A 23,323-nucleotide genomic window follows, 5' to 3' on the forward strand; every position below is an offset into this window, starting at 1 on the left:
TATGAATTACTTAGCCATAGCTACCGGTAGCGCCCTCCTGACCGGTTGGATGCTTTGGGTTTCTCCCTCGCCAGTCAAACCTGCTAGGTCGATTTCGGCAGAAACGAAAAAGCCCAATATTGTTATCGTCATGGCCGATCAGTGGCGAGCCGAAGCGTTTGGTTACGCCGGAAATCGCGATGTCATCACGCCAAATATTGACAAACTGGCGGGTGAGTCGACCAATGCGCGTTATTGTGTAGCATCGGTGCCGGTTTGTTCGCCGAGCCGGGCCAGTATGCTCACGGGACAGCACGCGCATACGCATGGTGTTTTTTACAACGACCGTCCGCTACGTAATGAAGCTGTTACGTTGGCCGAAGTTTGTAAGCAAAACGGCTATCAGACGGGATTCATCGGAAAATGGCACATCAACGGAAGCATGAACAAGGATTATGCGCCGGGGCGGGTAGCGCCGATTCCGGTCGAACGTCGGCAGGGATTCGATTACTGGCGGACGCTGGAATGCACGCACAATTACAACGATTCGCCGTATTACAATGAAGTCAACACGCGTTTTGTGTGGCAGCAGTACGACGCCATCAGTCAGACCGATTCGGCGATTGCGTTTATGACCCGGCAACGTAGTAATCCTTTCCTGCTGGTGCTGGCATGGGGGCCACCGCATGATCCATACCAAACGGCGCCGAAAGAGTATCGGCAAAAGTACGCCGGTCGGCCAATTGCGCTACGTTCCAACGTGTCGACTAAAGACACGACCGATGCCCGGCGAGCGCTACGTGGTTATTATGCCCACATCAATGCGCTCGATGATTGCATCGGACGATTGCAGACCGCCTTAAAAGGAGCTAATCTGGACGAAAACACCATTTTTATCTTTACCTCCGACCACGGCGATATGCTCTATTCGCAAGGGGAGTTGAACAAACAGAAACCTTGGGACGAATCGATACGTATTCCTTTCCTGCTCAAATATCCAGCCGGGCTCGGCCGAAAAGGGCGCACGATGGACGTACCGATGACGCTGACGGACGTAATGCCGACGCTGCTAACCATGACGCAACAGCCGATTCCAAAGAGTGTGCAGGGAAAAGATTATTCGGCTTTAATTAAACAACCCCGCGCTCCCCGTCCCGACGATGCAGCGCTGATTGCCTGTATTGTGCCTTTCCATCAATGGGGCTATGGCAAGGGTGGTCGCGAGTACCGGGGCGTTCGTACGTCGCGTTATACATACGTGCGTGACTTAAAAGGGCCCTGGCTTTTGTACGACAACGAGAAAGACCCAAACCAGTTGACCAACGTAGTGAATCAGCCAAACATGGCCCAGATGCAGAAACAGTTGGAAGCTTTGTTAACCAGAAAATTACGGGATGCCAACGACGATTTCTTGCCTGGAAACGTGTATATGGACAAATGGCATTACCCCTGGGCAGTCGTCGATTCAGTCGGAAATCCGTATTATAAGTGAGGGCTGATTCTTACTCCATTCAGAATTCCTTGCTCAGGAAGGGGTTATTCTCTCAATCGTCGCGTAGCGACCAAATGTTTATAGCCATTAGGGCCAGATATGTCTTCTTTTTCCGTCGCGTAGCGACCAAACCTTACTCATTTCGTTTGGTCGCTACGCAACGGAAAACTACAAAGGCCAGTTTTTCTACAAATATTGGGTCGCTATGCGACGTAGCAAAAGTCCTACTTCAAATTGACTGATGACGTAGCAATTCCGACACCGTTTTAAAGACAAACCCTCTATTTTTCAACTCCTTCACAATAGCCGGAATGGCCTTTATCGATTCTTTTCCGTCGTACATAATGTGAAGCAAGATGATAGAGCCTGGCTTTGTATTCGCCAATACGTGTTCGGTAATTGTTGCGGAATCGGTCGCGATTTCGGAGAAAGATTCTGGCTCTACATCCCACATGATGGTTTTTCGGCCGGTTTTTTCCAAATAATACGGCAGCGCGAATAATCGCTTTCCGTAAGGTGGCCGGAATACGATTTCGCCCTGAAACCCGGCTTTACGTATCAGCGAATCCGTTTTTTCGATTTCAGCTTTCACGAACGAGTACGGTTTCAAAACCATGCGCTCGTGCGAAAAGGTGTGATTGCCCAGTTCATGCCCGGCGGCTATAAGTTTAGGCGCTTCGGTTGGATTGGCTACTAAATCTCGACCAACTACAAAAAACGTTGCCTTGATGTCTACATCACGTAGCAGGTCCAGAATACTGTCAGTTCGCGGTGTTGGCCCATCATCAAACGACAGCGCGACTACTTTTTCAGTGGTATTGATACGTGGGTAGTATTCGCCGAAGACCTGATACGTTCTCGATTTGGAAAGTTTCCATAGAGCAACCGCTCCGATAAATACGGTAACTACTGAAATCAAGTACCATTTTCTCATGTAAGCTGCTCCGTTTCAGGTAATCCGGGCGAAAATAATATGAATTAGAACAGGTGTCGTAGTAAAAGTTGGTTTAAGCACCGTATTGGTTTTCACGGACCCGTGCTACGCCGTAAACAACTAAGTTATCTTTTCCTGACAGGAGTATTCACTAAAGATAAGGGTCCGGGCTTGGTTTCGGAACATTGTAAGTCTTTATAATAAGTATTATACCTTAAAAATAAGGAGACTTACTAACCAACTGTGCTTTATACAATTAGACTTTACCCGAAACGTCTGATCGCATGAAAGTAAACCGGAAGCTTTCTTCCTTTGAATCGAACGTAGCGAAACGGCTGCTGACCTTGGCCTTTTTTCTTTGTGCGTATATCTCTGTTTTTGCCCAATCCGGAAAAACGGTATCATTATTTGATGGTAAAACCCTGAATGGCTGGAAAACCGTTGACCCCGCTCATGCTAGCTTGTGGTTCGTAAAAGATAGCATGATACGTAGCGGTGACGGCGTCAAAAAAATACCGGAGAATACGTACCTGCACACCGTTAAAGAGTATGGTGATTTCGAATTTCGATGCTTGTTCCGTCTGTCCGGCGATCCAAAAACCGGGATGATCAACAGTGGTATTCAGTATCGGTCAATTCTGGAAGGAAAGAAAATTATTGGCTATCAGGCCGATATTGGTAATGGCTTCTGGGGGGATATTTACGACGAACACCGCCGGGAGAAGTTAATCGGTGGCGATTTGAGCATCCTGAGAAAGATTCTGAAAGAAGACGGCTGGAATAGTTATATCATTCGCTGCAAAGGCAACCGTCACGAATTATACATCAACGGCGTTAAAACCGCCGACTACATAGAGCAGGACAGCAAGATTCCGAACAAAGGTGTTATTGCTGTTCAGATTCACAGTGGGGGCGTAGCGCAGGTTGAATTTAGAGATTTGACTATATCCGAGTTATAAATCGGGTTTGTAAACGTAGCGTACCGAACGTAGCATTATTGATTCCGAAATAGCTTTATTCCTAAATTGTAATGAATCCCTTTCGACCTATTCTCATGAACCATTGCCGTCTGCTTGCCGCCTTTCTGCTGACTACCACGCTGGCGCCTGCTACGTCCATATTTGCGCAGAACACAAAGGCCAAAACTGCTGCTACGTCCGCCCAAGATACTGCCAAAGTGGACCGCGAATACGCACTGGAAACAACCATGCTGGGTTATTTTGCGAAAGATGGCGCGCGTAACCCAACCTTAAAAGCCAACAAAGGCGACCGGGTACGTATCACCATTACTAACGGCGAAGTCATGACACATGACATTGCCCTGGAAAAACTGGGTGTAAAAAGCAAAACGCTTCAGGATAAGGGCACTAAGACCAGCATTACGTTCGTCGCCGACAAAAATGATACGTATTTCTGTACCGTTCCGGGTCACCGGACGGCAGGTATGGTGGGGGCCTTCGAAGTAGTAGAAGGTAAGATCGGTGAGGCAGTTATGGCTGGACAGGTGCCGACGAAAGACGGCCAACCCCTGAATCTGAACTTCGAAACAGGCACGCTGAAAGACTGGACTGCTACGGGCGATGCGTTTACAAACCCCATTTTTTCGCAGGACGACCCATCGCCGGTACACGAGAAAGACATGCACGTCGGTTTCGCCGGAAAGCATTTTCTGAGCAGTGGAGGTACTACTAACTATAAGTTAACTGGTACGTTAACTTCGGTACCGTTTAAAGTGACGCAGCCGTTTGCCGCTTTCATGGTGTCGGGTGGCGCCTTGCAGGATACACGGGTGGAGCTAGTGCAGGCGAGTACAGACAAGGTTATTTATCACATCACAGGTCAGGGCCGCGCTACGTTGCAGCCCGCCGTTGTTGAATTGCAACCCTATCTTAATCAGGATATTTTCATTCGGATTGTGGATAACGAAACGGGTATTTCGCAAATTCCGTACATCCCGAACGACAAATGGGCGCACATCAATTTCGATGATTTTCAGTTTTACGCCACGCGTCCTACGTTCCCCAATGAACTGAAACAGAAAGACATCATCATTCTCCCTCCACTCGATCCGGTTTTGAATGCTGGCCTTTCTGGCGTTAAAGCGGCTCAGGCGATGACGCCCCCCAAGGGTTTTAAAATTACGCTGGCCGCTGCCGAACCTGATATCGTAAAACCGATTTGCTTCACCATCGACTGGAAAGGCAGGTTGTGGGTGGTGGAGTCGCATACGTACCCGGTTCCGGCACCGGAAGGGCAGGGGCGCGACAAGATTTTCATTTTTGAAGATACCAACGGCGACGGTACGTTAGACAGTAAGAAACTCTTTACCGAAGGCTTAAATCTGGTCAGCGGCATGGAGGTTGGCATGGGTGGCGTTTGGGTTGGCGCGGCTCCGTATCTGCTGTTTATTCCCGCCGATTTCAAAACCGACAAACCAACCGGACCACCACAGAAATTGCTCGATGGCTGGGGAACGCAGGATACGCACGAAACGCTGAACAGTCTGCGTTGGGGCCCGGATGGCTGGCTTTATGGCACGCACGGCGTATTCACCCATTCGAACGTGGGTAAGCCCGGCGCGCCGGATTCTGAACGTACCAAACTCAACGCGGGTGTCTGGCGGTATCATCCTACAAACCATCAATTTGAGGTATTTGCCGAAGGAACCAGCAATCCGTGGGGACTCGATTTCAACGACTATGGTCATGCATTTATCACGGCCTGCGTTATTCCGCACATGTACCACATGATTCAGGGTGGGCGATATCAGCGTCAGGGCGGGAAACATTTCAACCCGTATACCTACGACGATATCAAAACCCACGCCGATCACGTACACTGGTTGGGCGAACGCGGCCCACACGCGGGTAATTTCCGGTCAGCTTCGGCAGGTGGAGGCCACGCTCATTCGGGGGCTATGATTTACCTGGGCAATAGCTGGCCGCAGGAGTATCGGAACGACATTTTCATGAACAATATCAACGGCGCCAAACTCAACCGCGACCATCCGGCTCGTGCGGGTTCTGGCTACATGGTCAGCCACCGCCCCGATTTCATGGCGATGAACGATTCGTGGTCGCAGTGGCTGAATATGAAATACGACCCCAGTGGTTCGGTGTGGGCCATCGACTGGTACGATAAAAACCAGTGCCACAGTTCAAATCCCGATGTTCACGACAAAACGATGGGCCGTATTTTCAAGATCACGCACGAAAATGATAAGTGGGTGCAGGCCGATTTGTCAAAAGCGTCGGACATGGAACTGGTTAATTATCAGCTAAATGCTAATGAATGGTACGTTCGCCAGGCTCGACTCTTATTGCAGGAGCGAGGTGGTAGCAAAAAGGTACACAAAGCGTTGAAAGAAATTCTGGAGAAAAATCCAGATGCGACTCGCAAACTCCGCGCCTTGTGGGCATTGCACGTAACGAAAGGACTGACCGAGAAAGATTTGGTCGATTTGCTGAACAACGAAAACGAGTACGTCAGAAGTTGGGCGCTTCAGTTACTGGCCGAAAGTAAAACTGTTTCGCCCGAAACGCTGAAACGGCTTGCTACGTTGGCCCAGAACGATAATTCGTCGCTGGTACGTCTTTACCTGACGTCGGCCATGCTACGTCTCGAACCCGCTCAACGTTGGGACGTAGTCGACGCACTCGTTCAGAAAAACGGCGACAAAGACGATCACAATCTGCCTTTAATGTTGTGGTACGCGTCTGAACCTTTAGCCACTGTCGATATGAAACGGGCCTTGGAACTGAGTCAGAAATCGAAGATGCCGAAGCACCTCAATTATATGATTCAACGTATCGGCGCCATTGGTACCGACGATGCCAAAAAACTATTGAAGGATTTTAACGATCGCGTAGGCAAACTCGACCACTCGCACGAAAATCACGAGATTCAGGCATTGATTGCCAAAGTGTTAGGGGAGTAATGTAATTCAAAACTGCGGGTTTCCACCCGCGTTACTTAAATGAAAACACGGATAAACAGAAGCAGTCGATACATACTAAGTGCTACGTTGCTTTGCTGGCTTACAAGTGTTCACGGCCAGGATGACAAGGCATTGTTTAAAGTCCGCCAGCAACAGGCCGCGACACCTGAAACCAAAGCCCCGAACAAAAACGTCGTTCCATCCGGAGAGTTTAAAAAGACAAAGTTGACCGGCGATTTCATTTCGGAGGGGGTCGCCGTAGCCGATTTGAATAAAGATGGTAAGATGGACATCGTTGCCGGCTATTACTGGTTCGAAGCGCCCAACTGGACCCGCCACGAAATGGCTCCATCACGCACGTATGATCCTCGAAAAGAGTACAGCGATTCGTTCCTTAATATGGGTATGGACGTGAATCAGGACGGCTGGGACGACGTAGTGGTTGTCGATTTTCCCGGGAAGCCGGGTTTCTGGTTCGAAAACCCAAAGAACAATGCACCGGGTACGTGGAAAAAACACATCATTGCCGACTCGGTGGGTATCGCCAATGAATCGCCGGGATTTATCGATATCGACGGTGATGGCCGGCTTGATATCCTTTGCGGAGATAAAGCTAAGAAGCAGATTGTCTGGCTTAAATCGCCCTCAAAACCAGGCGAAACCGAATGGCAGCGCTTTCCGCTAAGTCAGGAGAACGTAGCGGGAACCGAGATTTTTTCGCACGGCATCGGTTATGGTGATATCGACAAAGATGGTATTGCCGACGTAGTGGTTAAGGAAGGATGGTACAAAGGAACGCCTGACAAAAAAGGCGGCAATTGGGTATTTCATCCGGCCAATCTGGGCGAACCTTGTTCGCATATGCAGGTACTGGATGTGAATGGCGATGGCAAAAACGACGTAGTGAGCGCTTCGGCCCACGCATTAGGCGTCTGGTGGCACGAACAGATTGTAGACGAGCAGGGGAAAATCAATTTCAAAACGCACCTGATGAGTAATACGACTGCCCAAACGCACTCGTCTATTATGGCTGATTTAAACAGCGACGGTCGTAAAGATTATATCACCGGCAAACGGTTTCTGGCGCACCACGGTCGTGACCCCGGCGACGCTGATCCGGGCATTCTGATGTGGTTTGAATTTACACCCGGAAAAGCGCCGTACTACAAAGAACATATCATCGACAACGACTCGGGCTCCGGCCTGAACGTAGTGGCGCAGGATATGAATAAAGACGGTAAAATCGATATCGTCATTGCCAACAAAAACGGCGTGTTTCTATTCGAAAATAAAATGAAGTAATTTTCAAACACAGCTATAAACACAAAGGTCTCAGAGTGCTTTACTCTGAGACCTTTGTGTTTAAATTCAAGTACAATCAAAACTTCGCTTTTCCCGCATCCAGAAACGCGACGAAATTTGCTACGCTGCGGTCGTAGTTTTTAGGTGGCACCAGCAGTTTTCCTTCGCTGTTGACGAGGCAGTAATGAGGCTGGGCGTTGTTATTATACTTTGTAATCTGCAAATCGGCATTTTGTGCGCCAATGGTTTTCTTCTCCTTTTGGTCGTACGATGACGTGTACCAGGACGTTTCTGGAAGTTCCGTTTTATCGTCTACGTAAAGCGCCACCACCACAAAATCATTCTGTAAACGCGACAGCACCGCCGGATCTGACCAGACGCGGGCTTCCATTTCTCGGCAGTTCACACAACCGTGCCCGGTAAAATCAATAAAAACGGGCTTATTTACTTTTTTGGAATAAGCCAGCGCCTGTTTGTAATCGAAGAATCCTTCCAGGCTATGCGGCAGATGAAACAGATTGCCGTATTTAATATTCTCAGAGATTTGCCGCTCCGCCCCAACGCTTTTACCTCCACCGCCTTGTACGTTGAAATCTTGCGATGTTTCCGGCGGCAGATAACCCGATAATGCTTTCAGTGGAGCACCCCAAAGTCCCGGAATCATGTACACCACAAATGAGAACGTAGCAATGGCCAGCAATAGCTTCTGAACACTGATGGTTTTCACTTCGCTATCGTGCGGCAAACGAAGTTTTCCCAGAAAATAGAAACCAATCAGGGCGAAAATGACAATCCAGATGGAAAGAAAAACCTCGCGGTCGAGTAGGCCCCAGTGGTAAACCTGGTCGGCTACACTCAAAAATTTTAGTGCCAGCGCTAACTCCAGAAAGCCAAGAACAACTTTCACCGAATTGAGCCATCCTCCCGAACGAGGCAAGTTCCGAAGCCATTGCGGAAATGCCGCAAACAACGTAAAGGGCACCGCGAAAGCCGACGAAAAAGCCGCCATACCCAAAATTGGTTTCACCACTTCTCCACCTGCCGAGGCTACCAGCAAACTACCGACAATCGGGCCTGTGCAGGAAAACGAAACCAATACGAGCGTAAACGCCATGAAGAAAATACCGGCAATACCACCCTGCTCCGATTTAGCGTCGGCTTTGTTCACCAATGAACTGGGTAATACAATTTCAAATAATCCCAGAAATGATAAACCAAAAACAAAGAAAACAGCGAAAAACAGTACGTTCGGTAACCAGTGCGTACTCACAAAATTCGCAAACGCCGGTCCGTTAACCCGCGAGACAACAGTACCGATCAGTACGTATATACCGATAATAAAGACACCATATAGTAACGCTTTCCACTGACCGCCCTGTTGATTGGTAAAGAAACTCACCGTAGCCGGAATAATCGGGAATACGCAGGGCGTAAGCAACGCCACTAAACCCGATAGAAAAGCGGCCAACAGAAATCCGCCAAGTGAGCCACTCGACGTAGCATCTGTTTCACTTGTACTCGCTTGAGCAACAACTGGAGCTTCGGTAGTAATTGGTTCAATTGCTTTTGCCGCTACGGTATCTGGTAAAGCCTGTGCCGACGTAGCAGCCACAGCCGTTTCGGAAGCAGGTTTCGTGACTGCTGATTCTGTTTTGGGAGCTGAAACAACGGCGGTAGACGTAGCTGTTGGGGCTGTTACGCCAGCCAGCGTTTTAATAGTTGCTGAAAGCTCAACTTCGGCGGGTGGAAGGCACGTACCGTCTTTGTCAGAACATGCCATGTATTCAGCTGTGGCCTTAAACGAAGGATCCGGCTTCAGAATTTTAACTTTCTGAATGAAAACGGCTTTGTTCGCAAATTGACGGACCTTGGCCCCCCATACCTGTACGAACACTTCTTCGACGCCAACCGGCTTGGCGCTACCTACTGTCTGCCAGGCATCTGAGGTACTGAATTTAAAACTAGTAGGAATTGGGCCAATGTTTGGATCAAGGTCACTGGAGTAAATGTGCCAACCATTGTCAATTGCGGCCTGAATACGTATCTCGATAACATCACCAACTTTGGCGGTGTTTTTTGGAGGAATAACCGACCAGTTGGTTGGATCTTTCTGGATCTGCGCTGTTGCCAATACGCTAAAAAATAGCCAGGCAACAAGCGTAAGAAGTGACTTCATGCCGCTTGAAGGAAGTGATGATTTGTTTCTACAACAGAAATACTGCAAAAATATTTCCATAAAAAGTCAATAGTCGTCAGTTGATAGGTATCAGCCTGAAAATAAGTTCGCTGATACCCGTAAACTGACGACTATTTTGGATGCCTATGCTGCTATTCAACTATCGACTATACAACACCGGATTCATTTCGTCCTGCGGTGTGCTACCTATTGGCAAACTATTGAGCCAGGTTTCGTGGTCGGCAATCTGATACTGATTACGAGGCTTAACAATAGTCTGATCTTTGTCCATATAAATCATGGTCATGACTTTACGCGGCTTGCCCGATACGTTCGGGCCGGCGCGATGGAACGTCCAACCTGCGTGATAACTCACTTCACCCAGTTCGAAAGGCGTATCATGAACGTTAAAATTTTCCTTCTGAAGTGCTTCGGCCAAGAGTTTTTCGCTCTCATCGCTGATTTCAATATCGCGACCAATCTCTACGTGCTGGCTACCTTCGGCAAAGGCCAGCGGACCCATTTCCATTGGTGTATCCTGCAACGGAATCCAGACTGTAACCGTTTTTGGCGATGAAAGTGGCCAATAAAACTGGTCGGCGTGCCAGGGTGTAATACCACCTGATGGTTCTTTATAAAGCGCCTGATCGTGGTAGATACGAACGCCATCGACGCCCATTAAATCAGCCGCGATTTTGGCTAGCCGCTTGGAGAACACGAACTCTCTGGCTGCTTCATCTTCCCGCCAAAGGTTCATGATTTGTAGAAAAGCCCGCTCATACGTAGTACGTTCTTCCATGGGCTTAACTAACGTATTGAGTCGAAAAACCAAGTCCGTAATGATGTCGCCGTAGTATTCCAGAACGGCGGGACTTAATACGTGCTTTAGCTTAACGTAGCCATTTTTCTGGTAGAACGTAACGGCTTCGGGGCTGACCTCATACGGAGCGTCCAACTCAGCCAGCAGGGATTTTTTGTCAAGCGTAGCGTTCATGTTTTTAGATGAGCTTGTTTAAACGTAGCAAAGTCGCAGAAAATTAATATTTAACTATCTGCTACGTCGCTGATTAATGAATAGGTTTTCATTTCTTTGAAATAAAATCGCAACAGATAGTTTTTGCCTCGAAAGAAATTTCACTGGTTCAACGTAATGAAACACGTTTTAACTACGCAATCACTTACCTACGTAACAATGCTACTGGCATTGCTTCAGTCCTGCCGACCTGCAAAACAGGAAGTCAGTCCTACAGACGATGTAAAACTTTTAGGTATTTCAATTCCCGGCTTCCCATCCGAAAATATCGCGATCGACCAGGGCAATAAGCAGGTCGTACTGACGGTTCCTACGAACGTAACGACGACGAGTTTTGAGGCAAAATCGTATCAAACATCAGCCAATAGTTCTATCTGGAATGAACAGGCGTATCCAATTAGTCTTTGCCGAATGCCGTCGCCCGATAAGCAGTTAGGCATTTACGTACTTAACGACGCCAATAAACTTTCTATTTACAAAATCGCCATAAAGCCAGCCGGGAATCTACAAATCGGCTTTATCGATAATCAGACAACCGCTACGATAGCGCAGCCACTTGGTTTTCAGATTGAAAATTTTCTGGATGGTACCAGCGAAGGGCAGATCATTTTGACCCGGACCGATGCTACTGAACGTGATACATTACGTGTTGGCTGTTGTTCAGGGTTAGGCAATTGCATCACTAACAATCAATTCGATGCAGGAATCGCAGAGCGCGTTCGGCCGGGTGAGTATACCGTCGAAATTAGAAAAGCAAACGGACGACAGGCAATAGCGAAGCAAAAACTGACCTTCCGAAAAGGAACGCCTTTGCTGGAGAAATTTCAATTTCAAACGCCAGTTATGGCGAAAACGCGCGCGCTGGTCATCAATGGCGAGAACCTGTTTGCTGATGATAGCCCCGAACTGCTGGTTCGACGAGTTACGGGTGAGAGTTTCCGGCTGCGACCAACGGTTGTTTCTACATTTGGTCGAACAGTAAGTTTGGATTTACCGGCTGAGATGACTCCTGGTTATTACTACGCTCAACTTGTGATACGTGGTCAGGCGGTTGGTGCGACGTATCGGATGACAGTACTACGTCAACCTGAACAACCAAGTGTGTTTTCGATTGATACGTTGCTGACGTCGCCATCCGCCAACCCGCTTGTACTTCAACGGACGCGCCATTATTCGGCCCACATTTTACCCGAATACGAACCTTATCCGGATAAACTTGATGTTAAACTAACGGATATCAATAGTCCTGATAGAGCCATCGTTTTTAGATACCGAACCGGGAGATATAACAGCGATTATCCTGGTGGATTAAAAATTCCAGATACTGTTGCTCCAGGAAACTACACGCTTCGGATTGTTGCTACGTACCCAAACGGAACTGTTGTAGAAAGTGAACCGCTGGAACGATACGTTGTTATACAATAAAAAAAAAGCCCTGAAAGTAGCATTCAGGGCTTTTTTATGGCTATTTCTTAACGCCAGTGTCCTTCGATCCAGACAGGACCGCGACGAGTTTGCTGCCAATGACCTGGTGCCCAGGCCGTGTGCCGGGCCGGAGCCACGCGGTAGTAGCCGTTCATCCAAACGTAATTTCGCCCCCGACGAACATAATGACCCGGCACCCATACGTGACGCGCAGAAGGTGCCCTTGGAATCACCTCCACACGATCGGGGGGTGGACCCTGGGTTGTGGTGGTAGTCGTACAGGCTGTAAACATGGCAGGGAGCAGTAACCCCGCGAGTGCAAAAACTTTCAGTTGCTTTTTCATAACATCCATTCACTGAGTGAGACTCAGACGGACTAATTACCTACTGAAGTCAGTCTGAAGTAATTGTTGTTTTCAGGTAGGATTGTATAAAGTCTGAAAAGTTTAATTCAATGCTAAAACAATCTGTATAGAAGGTATATAAAATGGCTGCCTGTTGCCGGCGAGCGCAAAAAAACGGCCTGAGTTTGTCTCAGGCCGTTTTTTTATAGTTGCTTAATAACTCCAATACCCTTGAACCCAAACTCGTCCAGTGGGTGTTCGGCGCCAGTAGCCAGGATTCCAGGTTTTATACCGTGCTGGTGGCGTATAGCGTGTGTAACGTACTGGGGCTGCAACATTGCGATAATAACCGTTTACCCAGATGTAATCTCGTCCCCGGCGCACGTAGTGACCCGGAACCCAATCCTGACGTACTACAACTCGCCTGGATGGTACTTGTGCTGTGGCGGTATCCGAACTAGCCGTGAAAAAAGCGGGGAGCAATAAGCCCGCTAATGCCAAAACTTTCATTTTCGTTTTCATAGCGCTCATGAATTAAGTTCGGCAGATAATCGGTATCTTTAATCGGGTTGATGACCAATTTCTACCCTAATTATCTTTACTATGAGATGGTTAGTAAACCGAAAGGTTTAAAACCCGACTTTATATCAACGAATCATGATGGAATATTGTTACGTAGTTTTGTCGGCTAATCTGCCTTAAGCTACCGTTTTCCGACGTACCTTTGTATTCGTAAATAGCTGGTTGTTCGTTAGTTTAGTACGTTCCTGTATACCAAACGAATAGCCAGATTATCATCAAAAAAACTGCTTGTTCTGATGACGACCGTCACTTCCACCGCCCGCGATACGCAGGTGTTTGACCTGATTGCCAAAGAAAAACATCGCCAGGAGTCGGGTATTGAGCTAATTGCTTCCGAAAACTTTGTGTCGCCCGCCGTTATGGAAGCGGCTGGCAGCGTACTGACCAATAAGTACGCGGAAGGACTGCCCGGTAAACGGTATTATGGTGGTTGCGAAGTTGTTGACCAGATTGAGCAGATTGCCATCGACCGCGCCAAAGAACTCTTCGGTGCAAGCTGGGTAAACGTGCAGCCACACTCTGGAGCCCAAGCCAATACGGCTGTTTTTCTGGCCTGCCTTCAACCCGGCGACACTATTCTGGGATTTAACTTGTCGCACGGCGGCCACCTTACGCACGGTTCGCCAGTGAATATTTCGGGTAAGTATTTCCGCCCGACGTTCTACGGCGTAGAGCAGGAAACCGGCGTTATTAATTACGACGTAGTAGAAGAAACCGCCAAGCGCGAACGTCCAAAAATGCTGATTTGCGGTGCATCGGCCTACAGCCGCGACTGGGATTATGCTCGTCTCCGCGCCATTGCTGATGAAGTTGGAGCGCTATTGCTGGCCGACGTATCACACCCGGCCGGTCTGATTGCCAAAGGGTTATTGAACGATCCACTCGCTCACGCGCACATCGTAACCACCACTACGCACAAAACGCTACGTGGGTCGCGTGGAGGTATCATCATGATGCGGAATGATTTCGAAAATCCGTTTGGCCTGAAAACTCCAAAAGGAGAAACCCGTTTAATGTCGTCGCTGCTTGATTCGGGCGTTTTCCCCGGTACGCAGGGCGGACCGCTGGAACACATCATTGCCGCTAAAGCCGTTGGATTCGGTGAGGCACTGAGCGACGATTTTTACGATTATGCCGTTCAGGTGAAAGCTAATGCGCAGGCTATGGCCAAAGCGTTCCTTGGCCTTGGTTATCAGATCATTTCGGGCGGTACCGACAATCACCTGATGTTAATTGATCTACGTTCGAAGGGGTTGACGGGTAAATTGGCCGAAAATACGCTTATCAAGGCAGATATTACCATCAACAAAAACATGGTTCCGTTCGATGATAAGTCGCCGATGGTTACGTCGGGTATGCGCATCGGTACGGCCGCTATGACGACGCGTGGATTAAAAGAATCGGACATGGAGCAAATTGTCGTATATATCGACAAGGTGCTGATGAACCACGACAACGAATCGGTACTGTCGACCGTTAAAGAAGAAATTAATGAGTGGATGAAAGCATTTCCGCTCTACAGAAGTTAATAATTAAAGAGCGAAAGAGTGAAAGAGTGAAAGAGCGTTTAACAGGCCACGACTAATTTTCTCACTCTTTCGCACTTTCACTCTTTCACTCTTTACATACAATGCCACTCGATCAACTCACTGACGAAGAAATCGATTCCGACGGTAAGGAAATGTCTTTTCTGGACCATCTGGAAGAACTCAGATGGCACATTATCCGGGCTGTCGGTTCTATTTTTGTGTTCGGAATCATTGCTTTTATTTTCATCCAGGACATCTTTCAAATAGTCATTATGGGGCCTAAAAACCCCGACTTCTGGACGTATCGGATGATGTGTAAGCTGTCTGACATGACGGGTTACGCCGATCTGTGCGTGAAAAAACTCAATTTCGAATTGCAGGCGCTTGGCGTATCTGACCAGTTCACGATGGCGATTACGTCGTCTTTAATCATTGGTGTGTGTTTTGCCTTTCCATATGCATTCTGGGAGTTGTGGCGTTTTATCAAGCCGGGCCTTCGGCCTGCTGAAAAACATGCTGCGCGTGGAGCTGTGTTCTACGTATCGATGCTATTTTTGATGGGCCTGTTCTTCGGTTATTTTATCGTATCGCCACTGGCTATCAACTTTTTAGCAAACTATCAGATTACGCCGGAGATTAAAAACCAGTTCGATATTACGTCTTATATCGGTATTCTGGTAACGTTGTCGCTGGGTTGTGCGCTCATGTTTCAGATGCCCATAGTCGCTTTCGTATTGTCGAAAGTTGGGGTGCTGACACCCACGTTTATGCGTTCCTATCGTAAACATGCCTGGATTGTTATTCTGATTGTTGCTGGTATTATTACGCCGTCACCTGACATCTATAGCCAGATTTTAGTAGCCTTACCACTGGCTGGGCTTTATGAAATCAGTATTCTGGTGTCGCGTTCAGTTCAACGGGCGCGGCTGAAAGAGGAACAGGGGCTGATGAATTCGTAAGCCAGTTCAAGCCTTTTCAAAGCCCTTTCATGCGTGAGAGGGCTTTTCGTTTTATAATAAAGTAGATGTTAACTACAGGTTGGCTCAACCTGCCCGAAGAATTAATAACCAATGCCACAATACGATTTTCGTAAATACCATTATCGCTCAATCAATGCGGCCAGCGATGCCGAACGGGCAACCATCAATCAGGAGTTGAAGGAACTTTACGCTTCCTTGTCTGAAGATGAAAAAGCAGAATTCAACCGGCAGTTACAAACGTTTCTGGCTAAAGAAATGGGTCGGTTAAAGTCTGATTATGAGTCAGTAAAAGGCAGTTTGGGGGATAATTAGAAGATAGCACTAGTTGTCAGAAAGAGTTGTATTCTTCCTGCCCATTTTTGTTAATCGACGACTTGTAATTATTGCCTTTACATCAAATTAACCCCCGCGCTTTCAATTCGAGGTATTTATTGACGGTGTTGGCAGTCAGATTTTGCGGAGCTGTTAGTATGGTCTGAATGCCGTATTGACCCAACTCCTTCACAATCTGTTTTTTCTCGAATGAAAACTTTTCGCCGATGGTTTTCAGGTAAATCTGCTCGGTGTCGGTGGCAGGCTGATTAAGCAATGAACGGAGTTCGGTGTTTTCGAAAAAAATGACCAGTAAAAGATGGTCTTTGGCCAACCGACGCAGATAAGGCAACTGACGCTGCATGCCGCTTACCGTTTCGAAGTTGGTGAACAGCAGTAATAAACTCCGCTGGCGAATGTGCGTTCGGACGCTGGCGTAAAGACTTTCGTAACTGGTTTCCAGGAAGCGGGTTTTCTGCCGATACAGTAATTCCAGAATTTTGAGCATCTGTCCGCTACGTCGATCAGCCAGTAGAAGTTGCCCCACGTGATTTGAAAACGTTAAGATACCAGCGCGGTCTTGCTTATATAAAGCGATATTACTTAGCACTAAACTTGCGTTGATGGCATAGTCGAGCAGCGTCAATCCCTCAAACGGCGAACGCATCACGCGGCCTTTGTCAATCAGGCAGTAAACCGGCTGCGACCGTTCGTCCTGATAGGCATTGATCATCAACGTAGTATTTTGCGAACCCTGCTCGGTCATAACGGTACGTCGGGACGTAGCTTTCCAGTTAATCGTGCGTACATCATCACCGATTGTGTAGGGACGTACCTGCTCAAATTCCATGCTGTGTCCGATACGTCGGATGCGCTTCACCCCAATTTCGTTCAGTCGATTGGTAGCCGCCAGAAGCTCATACTGACGCATTTGCAGGTAAGATGGATAAACCGCTACCATTTTTCCCTGCTCGAACTGATACCGACGTTTCAGCAAACCCAACGGTGTCAGCACAAATACGTTGACAGCACCAAAACTGTACTCGCCCCGGCGCGTAGGGCGAAGTTCGTAACGTATCACCTGCGTTTCGCGCGGTTTCAGACAAGCTTTGAACAATACATCGCGTCGTTGAAACTGAAATGGAATTTCGTCTATAATCTCTACATCGGCCCGGAAACCGTAGCGGTTCTCCAGATAAATCGTCAGTGGATTTTGGTCGCCGTTCGACAATCGGTCGGGCAATTCGCGCCGGGCAAAAAAAGCGTCCTTTTGCCGGTACAAAAGCCAGCCGTCCAGAGCAATCAGCATCAGGAATACTGCCAACGCAATTTTTATCAACGGAAACAGAATAGGAAATGCATAAGCTGCGACGAATAACAACACTAGTCCGGTGAGAGCAAACCACAGCCGCAAGGCTACAAAAAGCGAACGGAAGATTTTCAAGGGCGTTGGTTTTTTAGATTAGTAAGAGCCTCGTCAATTTCTAGTTCATAAACCGGATTGTAGTCATCTTCCTGATAATCACCATTGCGTTCGGCACGTAGCGCTTTCAGAAAAAACGACGCATCCTGAAACGCGCTTCGGGCTTCGTCAACTCTGCCTAATTGCAGCAGAGCGCGCCCACGCTGGAACTGTGCCAACGCCGAGCGATTGAAATTTTTGGTCGCCTTGTCTAAGTCAATCAGCGCTTTCTCAGCCTGCCCGGTTGCGATATAACTGACTGCCCGACTGACAAAGTGCTTGTAATTAACCCATTCGGCGCCGTGTTTTTTGGCTAATGAATCTATACCAACGGAAAATTGCTCAATAGCTTTCTGATGATTTCCCATAGCTCGATGGACTAGCCCCCGCATGTAGCTAACTGGATTGTAGCCGACAATGTCGTTGAAATTCGGGGTCAGCGCGTCATAAGCGTCGAAGTGGGCAAGTGCTCTCTGGTAATCACGTAGATGGATGTATTGCTCGCCCACGAAACCGTGTTCTCTGGGGTAAAGCATTGCCGTTTTCTCCAACCAGATTTCGGCTTGTTCGTATTGTTGGTGCCACAGATAGTTCATAGCTCGAAATCGGTAATTCTCCGCCGAAGCTGATAGGGTATCTAATCGTTTCTGCTCACGGCTATCATCATAGAAAAAGCGTTTTTGGGCCGTGCGATTGTTTGCCAACAGAGAAGCGTACGAACGTAGCATCTGCTCTGCATCCTGGCAAAGCCCTGAAACAGGAAGTAACAGCCAGAAAACCCACAAATGCTTCATGGTAGTATATCGGCTATATGACCGTCTTTCAGCCGGAAAACGAGCGTAACGGCAACGTCCTGCAATCGGCCATCGGGGTGTTTCGATTGACGTAGCGTTACGTCGGAGGCAATGTAGTCGCGGCAGATAGTCTGTAACTGATTGGTAATGGACGTAGTAAATGTTTTCGGGCAATAATCTTCACCGAAACCTTTCAGTTCGAACGTACCGATTTTGCCTTCGCAATTCATGCCAAAGCGGATACGTAGCAAACCCGATTCGCCCGACTGACGTACTGGCTGGTAGTGTTTCGCAAAAACCTGAAGAACGTCGTAACGGCGGGGATTGTGTGCCGGTGATAGTTCATGCCATTCCCGGCGATAACAGTTACTACAGGTCTGAAAACCATTAGGTTGACACGTATCGGCGGAAGTAAGATTCCGAACAAACCGAAATGTCTGCGCCACAACGTTACGACTAATGCTCCCAACTGCCTGAAGCTGTTTCGAAGAAACACTACGTAGTTGCCACAACGGTTTATAGCCGCCATTTTGGGTATACTGATTTCCTCGGATGACCAGAAAAACGGATTTCCCAAACTGCGCCAATTGCCAGAAATGGGCGGTACGTTGTTTCGTGATCGGATTCTCTAGCGCCACCTGACCATTCGCGAAAAGGTAAATTGTCAGACTATCCGATTGCCACACCCGGCCCGCCAGTGCTTTGCGAACAAGCGACGAATCGAGAGAAAAATCAGCAAACCGGCGAAAAACCATCGGATAGTTCGTGCCGATACGTAGCAAATCTCCCTGCAAACTAATAAGACCGGGAGCGTATCGTACTGTGTCTAAACGAATAGAATCGTGCTGCACCCCCCAGGTGGCAACTAATTCCTGCGCTGATCCATCGACCAGACCAAAATGATACGTACCATCTTCATCTAATTTAAGATAAGTAGGCAGCGCACAGGAAAAATCCGTATCCCATTCCGTGTGGACGCCAACCCAGGTGCCGGATAGTTGCTCTTGAGTTAGAGATTGCGCAGAGGTCAATGAGTACTGAAAAATGAATAGTGAAAAATGGAGTAGGAGGGAAGCAACGTGCCAGCCACTACGTCCCAGATTATTCATTATGCATTTTCCATTGTTCATGGCTACCGTGGTACTTCGATTTTTTTGACTAATTGGGCCACTACGTCATCGGCAGTACCGCCTTCCATTTCGCGTTCGGGTGTGAGCAGAATGCGGTGACGTAGCACCGGAGCGGCTAGCTCTTGGACGTCTTCAGGGGTAATAAAGTCACGACCACGTAACGTAGCGAGGGCTTTCGCACTATTAAGCAAAGCCACCGAAGCCCGTGGCGAAGCACCCAGATAAAGCGATTTGTTGGCCCTTGTAGCCTGCACAACCTGGGCGATATAATCAAAAAGTTTGTCTTCTACGTGTACCTGTTGTACCTGCCCCCGCAACGTAGCCAGCTGCTCAGCGGTCAGTACGGCACCGATAGCCGCAAGCGCGTCGTTCAGGCTTCGGCGCTGGTGATGACCCCGCAAAATATCGACTTCTTCGGTAGCATTCGGATACCCCACCACAATTTTAAACAGAAACCGGTCGAGTTGCGCTTCTGGCAATCGGTACGTTCCTTCCTGCTCAATCGGATTCTGGGTGGCTAGTACCATAAATGGTTCGGCCAGTTGATACGTAGTGCCATCGTTAGTCACCTGCCGTTCTTCCATTACCTCAAACAGAGCCGCCTGTGTTTTCGCCGGTGCCCGGTTAATTTCGTCAATCAGCACCAGATTCGAGAAAATAGGCCCCTGCCGAAATACGAAATCACCCGTTTTTGGTTGAAAAACAGATGTTCCCAGTACGTCAGACGGCATTAGGTCGGGGGTAAATTGTATGCGGCTAAAACCCACTGACATTGTCTTAGCTAAAAGCTTGGCCGTGAGCGTTTTTGCTACGCCCGGTACGCCTTCTATTAATACGTGACCGTCGGCCAGCAGGGCTGTCAGCAGTAAATCAACAATCTGGTGCTGACCGACAATCACCTTACCCACTTCGGCCCGAACAGCGTCGATAGTCGTTTTAAGCGGAGTAAGATCTAAACGAGAATCAAAAGAATTCATCAAAATATATATTAAATAGTAGCTGCCTGCCTGAGTTTATCAATCCAGGACGAGAAACGAGGACAGGTTTTCAGCATAGTTTCAATTCCTATTTCTAGGGCTAAAATATTTCCAAAATTCACTTTATCATACCTAAAACCTTCATATTGCTCAACAACTTTCAATAGTCTGTATGATGGCGGTTCAGTATTATTAATGTCTTCAGGATTAGGGTGGTCTCGTATTATTTCGGCTAGTTTCGCACAGGTAGAACCTTTAAAATAGTTTTTAAAACCGTTTTCTGATGCAAATAATAAAGCATCAAACTCATGCCGTTGAATATACGGAATAAACGTCGTTGTATTTATGGCTTGGTATAGTCCTTCTTCAAGACAGGCTATCCGATCCTCTGATCGATTAAACCGTTGACAATCATCATATTTCGGAAAGTCATTGCCCAGCTTAAAGAGATCGATAAAGGTAGAAACCACTACGTCTGGTTCGTGCAGTAGGATAGTAAGGTCCACCTTCAGACGATTAAATCTAACGTCGCCACCTTTATGTCCAGGTTTACCAATCAGGCGCGCCGTTACGGATGTAATACCATGTTTAGCCAACAAATAGGGAGCTACACACTGTTTAACAAACTCCTGCTCTGTCTGACCTTCAACTACAATTATGATACGCTTCATGGATTACCACCCAGTACATTTTTATTCCACAATTCACTAAGAGTGTATTCTGCCAACCAGTCGGTTAATGTTGCTTTTTCTAATCGCTTGAAGATCGATTCATTCTCCTGATTTTCGACTATAATTACATCTTCCGGATCGAACTCATTTACTAAATTTACTGACTGCGTAGATAAAATTACTTGAGTAGGTTGCCGAACACTCTTCACTAAACTAGCCAGTACCGAGATTGCATATGGATGTAATCCCAATTCGGGTTCGTCGATGATGATAGTTTTGGGCGGATCAGGCTGGGCTAATAATGTGCAGAGCGCAATAAACCGAATAGTGCCGTCAGACAAATCTGAAGCATCAAGGTAGATGTCTGTATTCTTTTGCCGCCAATTTAATCTGATATATTCTCCATTAGGTTGTAAGTCAAAGCGGTCAAAATAAGGTGCTATTAACTTTATAACAGCTTCTACACGGTTGTATGCTAGTATATTTTGTTGCTGAAGCTTGTATAAAAAAGCGGGAAGATTTGACCCATCAGCGCGTAGAAAACGATTATCATCAAGGCGAGCTGTTTGTTTCAGTGGAGCACTGGAAGATGTATCGTGAAAATGGTAAACTCGAAATGATTCTAAATACTTTTTCACATACCCAGCTCGGGAGGAATCTAAATTTCTCAGTACAGATTCATTATGCCCACGGTCGTATATGGTAAAACTCCAACCTCTCCCTGGTTGATAAGCCTTCGACATATTAAAATTGTCGCCCTCTTTTTGAAAATAGAAACCACTCTGTTGATTAGGCATTAACTCAAAAAAATATTCATTTGTATTATCAAAGTTTATTCGACCTGAAACAGACGAACTTACTTTTCGTCCAAGATAAAGAATGCGATCTGCGCCACCTTTTTCGCTTGTGTAAGTAGATAGGCGTTGATCATAAATGGCATAAACGAAGCTAAAGAAATTTACAAAGTTACTTTTACCTGCACCGTTTGGGCCAATCAATACATTGATTGGTTTCAATTCAAATTTCAAATCTTTTATAGATTTGAAATTTTGTATGACTATTTCCTGAATCATGTCACAGCCTGTTTAAAAGTCTCCATTGCCCGATTCAGCGTCAATAAATCAAATTCTGACAGTGAAATACTCTTTTGGGCACTACGTAGCAGTCGGGTTAGTTCCGATGCATCGTCCAGCGAAACACCACTTTTTTGAGCCAGTATCTCTGTGAATTCTTTATCTAATGAATTCGTGTTCAAACCATAGCGTTCGCGAAGGTCGGCCAGAAAAAATTGAATTTTCTTGCGGGCCATATTGTCATGACCGCCCTGATGAAAATACATCCGACCTACCGTTTTCACAAAATCGAGCGACGTATTGGCTGGCGGATCAACAACGGGAATGATACGTTGCGTCCGTTTACCGGCAAAGATGGCGTATAAAATCAGCCCAAAGAGCACCAGATAATAAGCCCAGTTCAACGCTGGCTGCGAGCGAATATACCGGAAAATCGACTGCTGATCTTCATCGAAACGCCCCTTCTTCTGATACTCGTCCCAATACGTCGGTAGCGCCGGTAGGTAAGACAGAGCCTTGAACGCATAGTCAGACGATTTCTCGTCCAGTACGTAGTAATTGGTAAACGCCAGCGGTAAATTATGAATAAAGAAATGCCCTTTTCCATACCGAATCCGGATGAAAACGGGTTCTTTTCGGGCATTACGTCCCAAAACCGTTATTTGTTGAGGTTTGTTGATAATCAAGTAATTACGACCGTCGTCGTGAACGAAATTATACCCAGAAGCTTTTCGTAGACCAGGATTCACGAAATTATGACGTAACGTACTGTCGGCCTTGGTTGGGTCCTGTACGTCGGCCCTAAATCCCAGTTCTAACCCCAGTGAATCGGGCAAATCGTAGGCCGAAATAAACACGTTATTTCCCTGCTGAACGTAGGGGAAAAGCTTTTTCAGATCAGTTGTTTCGGCATTGAAATCACGGCAGATGAATACGTAATTACTGGGCGTCGATACTTGCGTTTCAGACAGGAAATTGTAAATGGGTAGCCGGATTGTTTCGATCTCTGGTTGCTTCATCACACCCGGCAGCAGCTCAAACAGCGCCTGCGTGCCGAAAGGAATTTTGTCATCGTTCTCATACGTAGGATTCCAGTTAATCGGCTTCGGTCGATAATATTCAACCAGTACGTAGGTCGTGACTGTGGCGATTAGAATGAGAAGATATTTATTAGGCCTGGGCAACGTAGCA

20 protein-coding genes are annotated in these 23,323 nt (G+C 47.3%); 8 read left to right on the forward strand and 12 right to left on the reverse strand.

Going from position 1 to position 23,323, the window contains the following annotated elements:
- Nucleotide 1: 1 nt before the first annotated feature.
- Nucleotides 2–1,471, forward strand: a complete 1,470-nt coding sequence (locus tag ACYVF1_RS21410) for a sulfatase family protein (protein ID WP_461082671.1) — start codon at nt 2–4, stop codon at nt 1,469–1,471.
- Between the two features lie 229 nt (nt 1,472–1,700).
- Here ACYVF1_RS21410 and ACYVF1_RS21415 read toward each other — a convergent pair whose 3' ends face one another.
- The gene (locus ACYVF1_RS21415; RefSeq protein WP_461082673.1) at nt 1,701–2,405 is read right to left on the reverse strand and encodes a polysaccharide deacetylase family protein; all 705 of its coding nucleotides are present in this window, start codon (nt 2,403–2,405) and stop codon (nt 1,701–1,703) included.
- Between the two features lie 284 nt (nt 2,406–2,689).
- On the opposite strand from ACYVF1_RS21415, the gene ACYVF1_RS21420 reads away from it, so the two are divergent.
- From ACYVF1_RS21420 to ACYVF1_RS21430, 3 genes are all read left to right on the forward strand, one after another.
- On the forward strand, nt 2,690–3,364 hold the full coding sequence (locus tag ACYVF1_RS21420) for a 3-keto-disaccharide hydrolase (protein ID WP_461082675.1): 675 nt from the start codon (nt 2,690–2,692) through the stop codon (nt 3,362–3,364).
- Nucleotides 3,365–3,459: 95 nt separating this feature from the next.
- Nucleotides 3,460–6,342 carry a PVC-type heme-binding CxxCH protein gene (locus ACYVF1_RS21425; protein WP_461082677.1) on the forward strand — a complete coding sequence of 961 codons (2,883 nt, stop codon included), beginning with the start codon at nt 3,460–3,462 and terminating at the stop codon, nt 6,340–6,342.
- Nucleotides 6,343–6,381: 39 nt separating this feature from the next.
- Nucleotides 6,382–7,644: an FG-GAP repeat domain-containing protein gene (locus ACYVF1_RS21430; RefSeq protein WP_461082679.1), complete on the forward strand. Its 1,263-nt coding sequence runs from the start codon at nt 6,382–6,384 to the stop codon at nt 7,642–7,644.
- 76 nt (nt 7,645–7,720) lie between these two features.
- Here the strand turns inward: ACYVF1_RS21430 and ACYVF1_RS21435 are convergent, their stop codons facing one another.
- Nucleotides 7,721–9,820 (reverse strand): protein-disulfide reductase DsbD family protein, encoded by a 2,100-nt coding sequence (locus ACYVF1_RS21435; RefSeq protein ID WP_461082681.1) that lies wholly within the window; start codon nt 9,818–9,820, stop codon nt 7,721–7,723.
- 160 nt (nt 9,821–9,980) lie between these two features.
- Nucleotides 9,981–10,814 carry a phytanoyl-CoA dioxygenase family protein gene (locus tag ACYVF1_RS21440; RefSeq protein ID WP_461082683.1) on the reverse strand — a complete coding sequence of 278 codons (834 nt, stop codon included), beginning with the start codon at nt 10,812–10,814 and terminating at the stop codon, nt 9,981–9,983.
- Nucleotides 10,815–10,970: 156 nt separating this feature from the next.
- Between ACYVF1_RS21440 and ACYVF1_RS21445 the strand changes: the two genes are divergently transcribed.
- Nucleotides 10,971–12,278, forward strand: coding sequence for a hypothetical protein (locus ACYVF1_RS21445; RefSeq protein WP_461082685.1), 1,308 nt, complete (start codon nt 10,971–10,973; stop codon nt 12,276–12,278).
- A gap of 47 nt (nt 12,279–12,325) precedes the next feature.
- Here the strand turns inward: ACYVF1_RS21445 and ACYVF1_RS21450 are convergent, their stop codons facing one another.
- Nucleotides 12,326–12,622 (reverse strand): hypothetical protein, encoded by a 297-nt coding sequence (locus ACYVF1_RS21450; RefSeq protein WP_461082687.1) that lies wholly within the window; start codon nt 12,620–12,622, stop codon nt 12,326–12,328.
- 213 nt (nt 12,623–12,835) lie between these two features.
- Nucleotides 12,836–13,144: a hypothetical protein gene (locus ACYVF1_RS21455; RefSeq protein ID WP_461082689.1), complete on the reverse strand. Its 309-nt coding sequence runs from the start codon at nt 13,142–13,144 to the stop codon at nt 12,836–12,838.
- A 296-nt stretch (nt 13,145–13,440) separates the two neighbouring features.
- On the opposite strand from ACYVF1_RS21455, the gene ACYVF1_RS21460 reads away from it, so the two are divergent.
- The 3 genes from ACYVF1_RS21460 to ACYVF1_RS21470 all read left to right on the forward strand — a co-directional run bounded on the left by ACYVF1_RS21460 (nt 13,441) and on the right by ACYVF1_RS21470 (nt 16,025).
- Complete coding sequence (locus tag ACYVF1_RS21460) at nt 13,441–14,733, forward strand: serine hydroxymethyltransferase (protein WP_461082691.1); 1,293 nt, start codon at nt 13,441–13,443, stop codon at nt 14,731–14,733.
- 101 nt (nt 14,734–14,834) lie between these two features.
- Complete coding sequence (gene tatC, locus ACYVF1_RS21465; protein ID WP_461082693.1) at nt 14,835–15,692, forward strand: twin-arginine translocase subunit TatC; 858 nt, start codon at nt 14,835–14,837, stop codon at nt 15,690–15,692.
- A 111-nt stretch (nt 15,693–15,803) separates the two neighbouring features.
- Nucleotides 15,804–16,025: a hypothetical protein gene (locus ACYVF1_RS21470; RefSeq protein WP_461082695.1), complete on the forward strand. Its 222-nt coding sequence runs from the start codon at nt 15,804–15,806 to the stop codon at nt 16,023–16,025.
- 82 nt (nt 16,026–16,107) lie between these two features.
- Here the strand turns inward: ACYVF1_RS21470 and ACYVF1_RS21475 are convergent, their stop codons facing one another.
- The 7 genes from ACYVF1_RS21475 to ACYVF1_RS21505 are packed head-to-tail and all read right to left on the reverse strand — an operon-like array spanning nt 16,108 to nt 23,316.
- Nucleotides 16,108–17,469, reverse strand: a complete 1,362-nt coding sequence (locus ACYVF1_RS21475; RefSeq protein ID WP_461082697.1) for a DUF58 domain-containing protein — start codon at nt 17,467–17,469, stop codon at nt 16,108–16,110.
- Nucleotides 17,466–18,281: a tetratricopeptide repeat protein gene (locus ACYVF1_RS21480; RefSeq protein WP_461082699.1), complete on the reverse strand. Its 816-nt coding sequence runs from the start codon at nt 18,279–18,281 to the stop codon at nt 17,466–17,468. Before ACYVF1_RS21480 ends, ACYVF1_RS21475 begins: the two co-directional genes overlap by 4 nt.
- Nucleotides 18,278–19,411 carry a hypothetical protein gene (locus ACYVF1_RS21485; protein ID WP_461082701.1) on the reverse strand — a complete coding sequence of 378 codons (1,134 nt, stop codon included), beginning with the start codon at nt 19,409–19,411 and terminating at the stop codon, nt 18,278–18,280. The genes ACYVF1_RS21480 and ACYVF1_RS21485 overlap by 4 nt, the downstream gene beginning before the upstream one ends.
- 2 nt (nt 19,412–19,413) lie before the next feature.
- Nucleotides 19,414–20,388 (reverse strand): AAA family ATPase, encoded by a 975-nt coding sequence (locus tag ACYVF1_RS21490; protein ID WP_461082703.1) that lies wholly within the window; start codon nt 20,386–20,388, stop codon nt 19,414–19,416.
- Nucleotides 20,389–20,399: 11 nt separating this feature from the next.
- A complete protein-coding gene (locus ACYVF1_RS21495; protein ID WP_461082705.1) occupies nt 20,400–21,059 on the reverse strand; it encodes a DUF4276 family protein in 660 nt (219 codons plus the stop codon).
- Nucleotides 21,056–22,132 (reverse strand): AAA family ATPase, encoded by a 1,077-nt coding sequence (locus ACYVF1_RS21500; protein WP_461082707.1) that lies wholly within the window; start codon nt 22,130–22,132, stop codon nt 21,056–21,058. Before ACYVF1_RS21500 ends, ACYVF1_RS21495 begins: the two co-directional genes overlap by 4 nt.
- Entirely contained in the window at nt 22,129–23,316 is a 1,188-nt protein-coding gene (locus tag ACYVF1_RS21505; RefSeq protein ID WP_461082709.1) for a DUF4350 domain-containing protein, read from the reverse strand. Before ACYVF1_RS21505 ends, ACYVF1_RS21500 begins: the two co-directional genes overlap by 4 nt.
- Between the last annotated feature and the right edge of the window lie 7 nt (nt 23,317–23,323).

It is taken from the genome of Spirosoma flavus, assembly GCF_054778555.1.

What these genes read in the sequence shown, in the direction of transcription:
- ACYVF1_RS21445 (WP_461082685.1), top strand. Translation starts at nt 10,971, where the DNA reads ATGAAACACGTTTTAACTACGCAATCACTTACCTACGTAACAATGCTA.
- ACYVF1_RS21440 (WP_461082683.1), bottom strand. Translation starts at nt 10,814, where the DNA reads ATGAACGCTACGCTTGACAAAAAATCCCTGCTGGCTGAGTTGGACGCT.
- ACYVF1_RS21415 (WP_461082673.1), bottom strand. Translation starts at nt 2,405, where the DNA reads ATGAGAAAATGGTACTTGATTTCAGTAGTTACCGTATTTATCGGAGCG.
- ACYVF1_RS21455 (WP_461082689.1), bottom strand. Translation starts at nt 13,144, where the DNA reads ATGAAAACGAAAATGAAAGTTTTGGCATTAGCGGGCTTATTGCTCCCC.
- ACYVF1_RS21450 (WP_461082687.1), bottom strand. Translation starts at nt 12,622, where the DNA reads ATGAAAAAGCAACTGAAAGTTTTTGCACTCGCGGGGTTACTGCTCCCT.
- ACYVF1_RS21410 (WP_461082671.1), top strand. Translation starts at nt 2, where the DNA reads ATGAATTACTTAGCCATAGCTACCGGTAGCGCCCTCCTGACCGGTTGG.
- ACYVF1_RS21460 (WP_461082691.1), top strand. Translation starts at nt 13,441, where the DNA reads ATGACGACCGTCACTTCCACCGCCCGCGATACGCAGGTGTTTGACCTG.
- ACYVF1_RS21495 (WP_461082705.1), bottom strand. Translation starts at nt 21,059, where the DNA reads ATGAAGCGTATCATAATTGTAGTTGAAGGTCAGACAGAGCAGGAGTTT.
- ACYVF1_RS21430 (WP_461082679.1), top strand. Translation starts at nt 6,382, where the DNA reads ATGAAAACACGGATAAACAGAAGCAGTCGATACATACTAAGTGCTACG.
- ACYVF1_RS21420 (WP_461082675.1), top strand. Translation starts at nt 2,690, where the DNA reads ATGAAAGTAAACCGGAAGCTTTCTTCCTTTGAATCGAACGTAGCGAAA.
- ACYVF1_RS21490 (WP_461082703.1), bottom strand. Translation starts at nt 20,388, where the DNA reads ATGAATTCTTTTGATTCTCGTTTAGATCTTACTCCGCTTAAAACGACT.
- ACYVF1_RS21480 (WP_461082699.1), bottom strand. Translation starts at nt 18,281, where the DNA reads ATGAAGCATTTGTGGGTTTTCTGGCTGTTACTTCCTGTTTCAGGGCTT.
- ACYVF1_RS21500 (WP_461082707.1), bottom strand. Translation starts at nt 22,132, where the DNA reads ATGATTCAGGAAATAGTCATACAAAATTTCAAATCTATAAAAGATTTG.
- ACYVF1_RS21435 (WP_461082681.1), bottom strand. Translation starts at nt 9,820, where the DNA reads ATGAAGTCACTTCTTACGCTTGTTGCCTGGCTATTTTTTAGCGTATTG.
- ACYVF1_RS21485 (WP_461082701.1), bottom strand. Translation starts at nt 19,411, where the DNA reads ATGAACAATGGAAAATGCATAATGAATAATCTGGGACGTAGTGGCTGG.
- ACYVF1_RS21470 (WP_461082695.1), top strand. Translation starts at nt 15,804, where the DNA reads ATGCCACAATACGATTTTCGTAAATACCATTATCGCTCAATCAATGCG.
- ACYVF1_RS21425 (WP_461082677.1), top strand. Translation starts at nt 3,460, where the DNA reads ATGAACCATTGCCGTCTGCTTGCCGCCTTTCTGCTGACTACCACGCTG.
- tatC (WP_461082693.1), top strand. Translation starts at nt 14,835, where the DNA reads ATGCCACTCGATCAACTCACTGACGAAGAAATCGATTCCGACGGTAAG.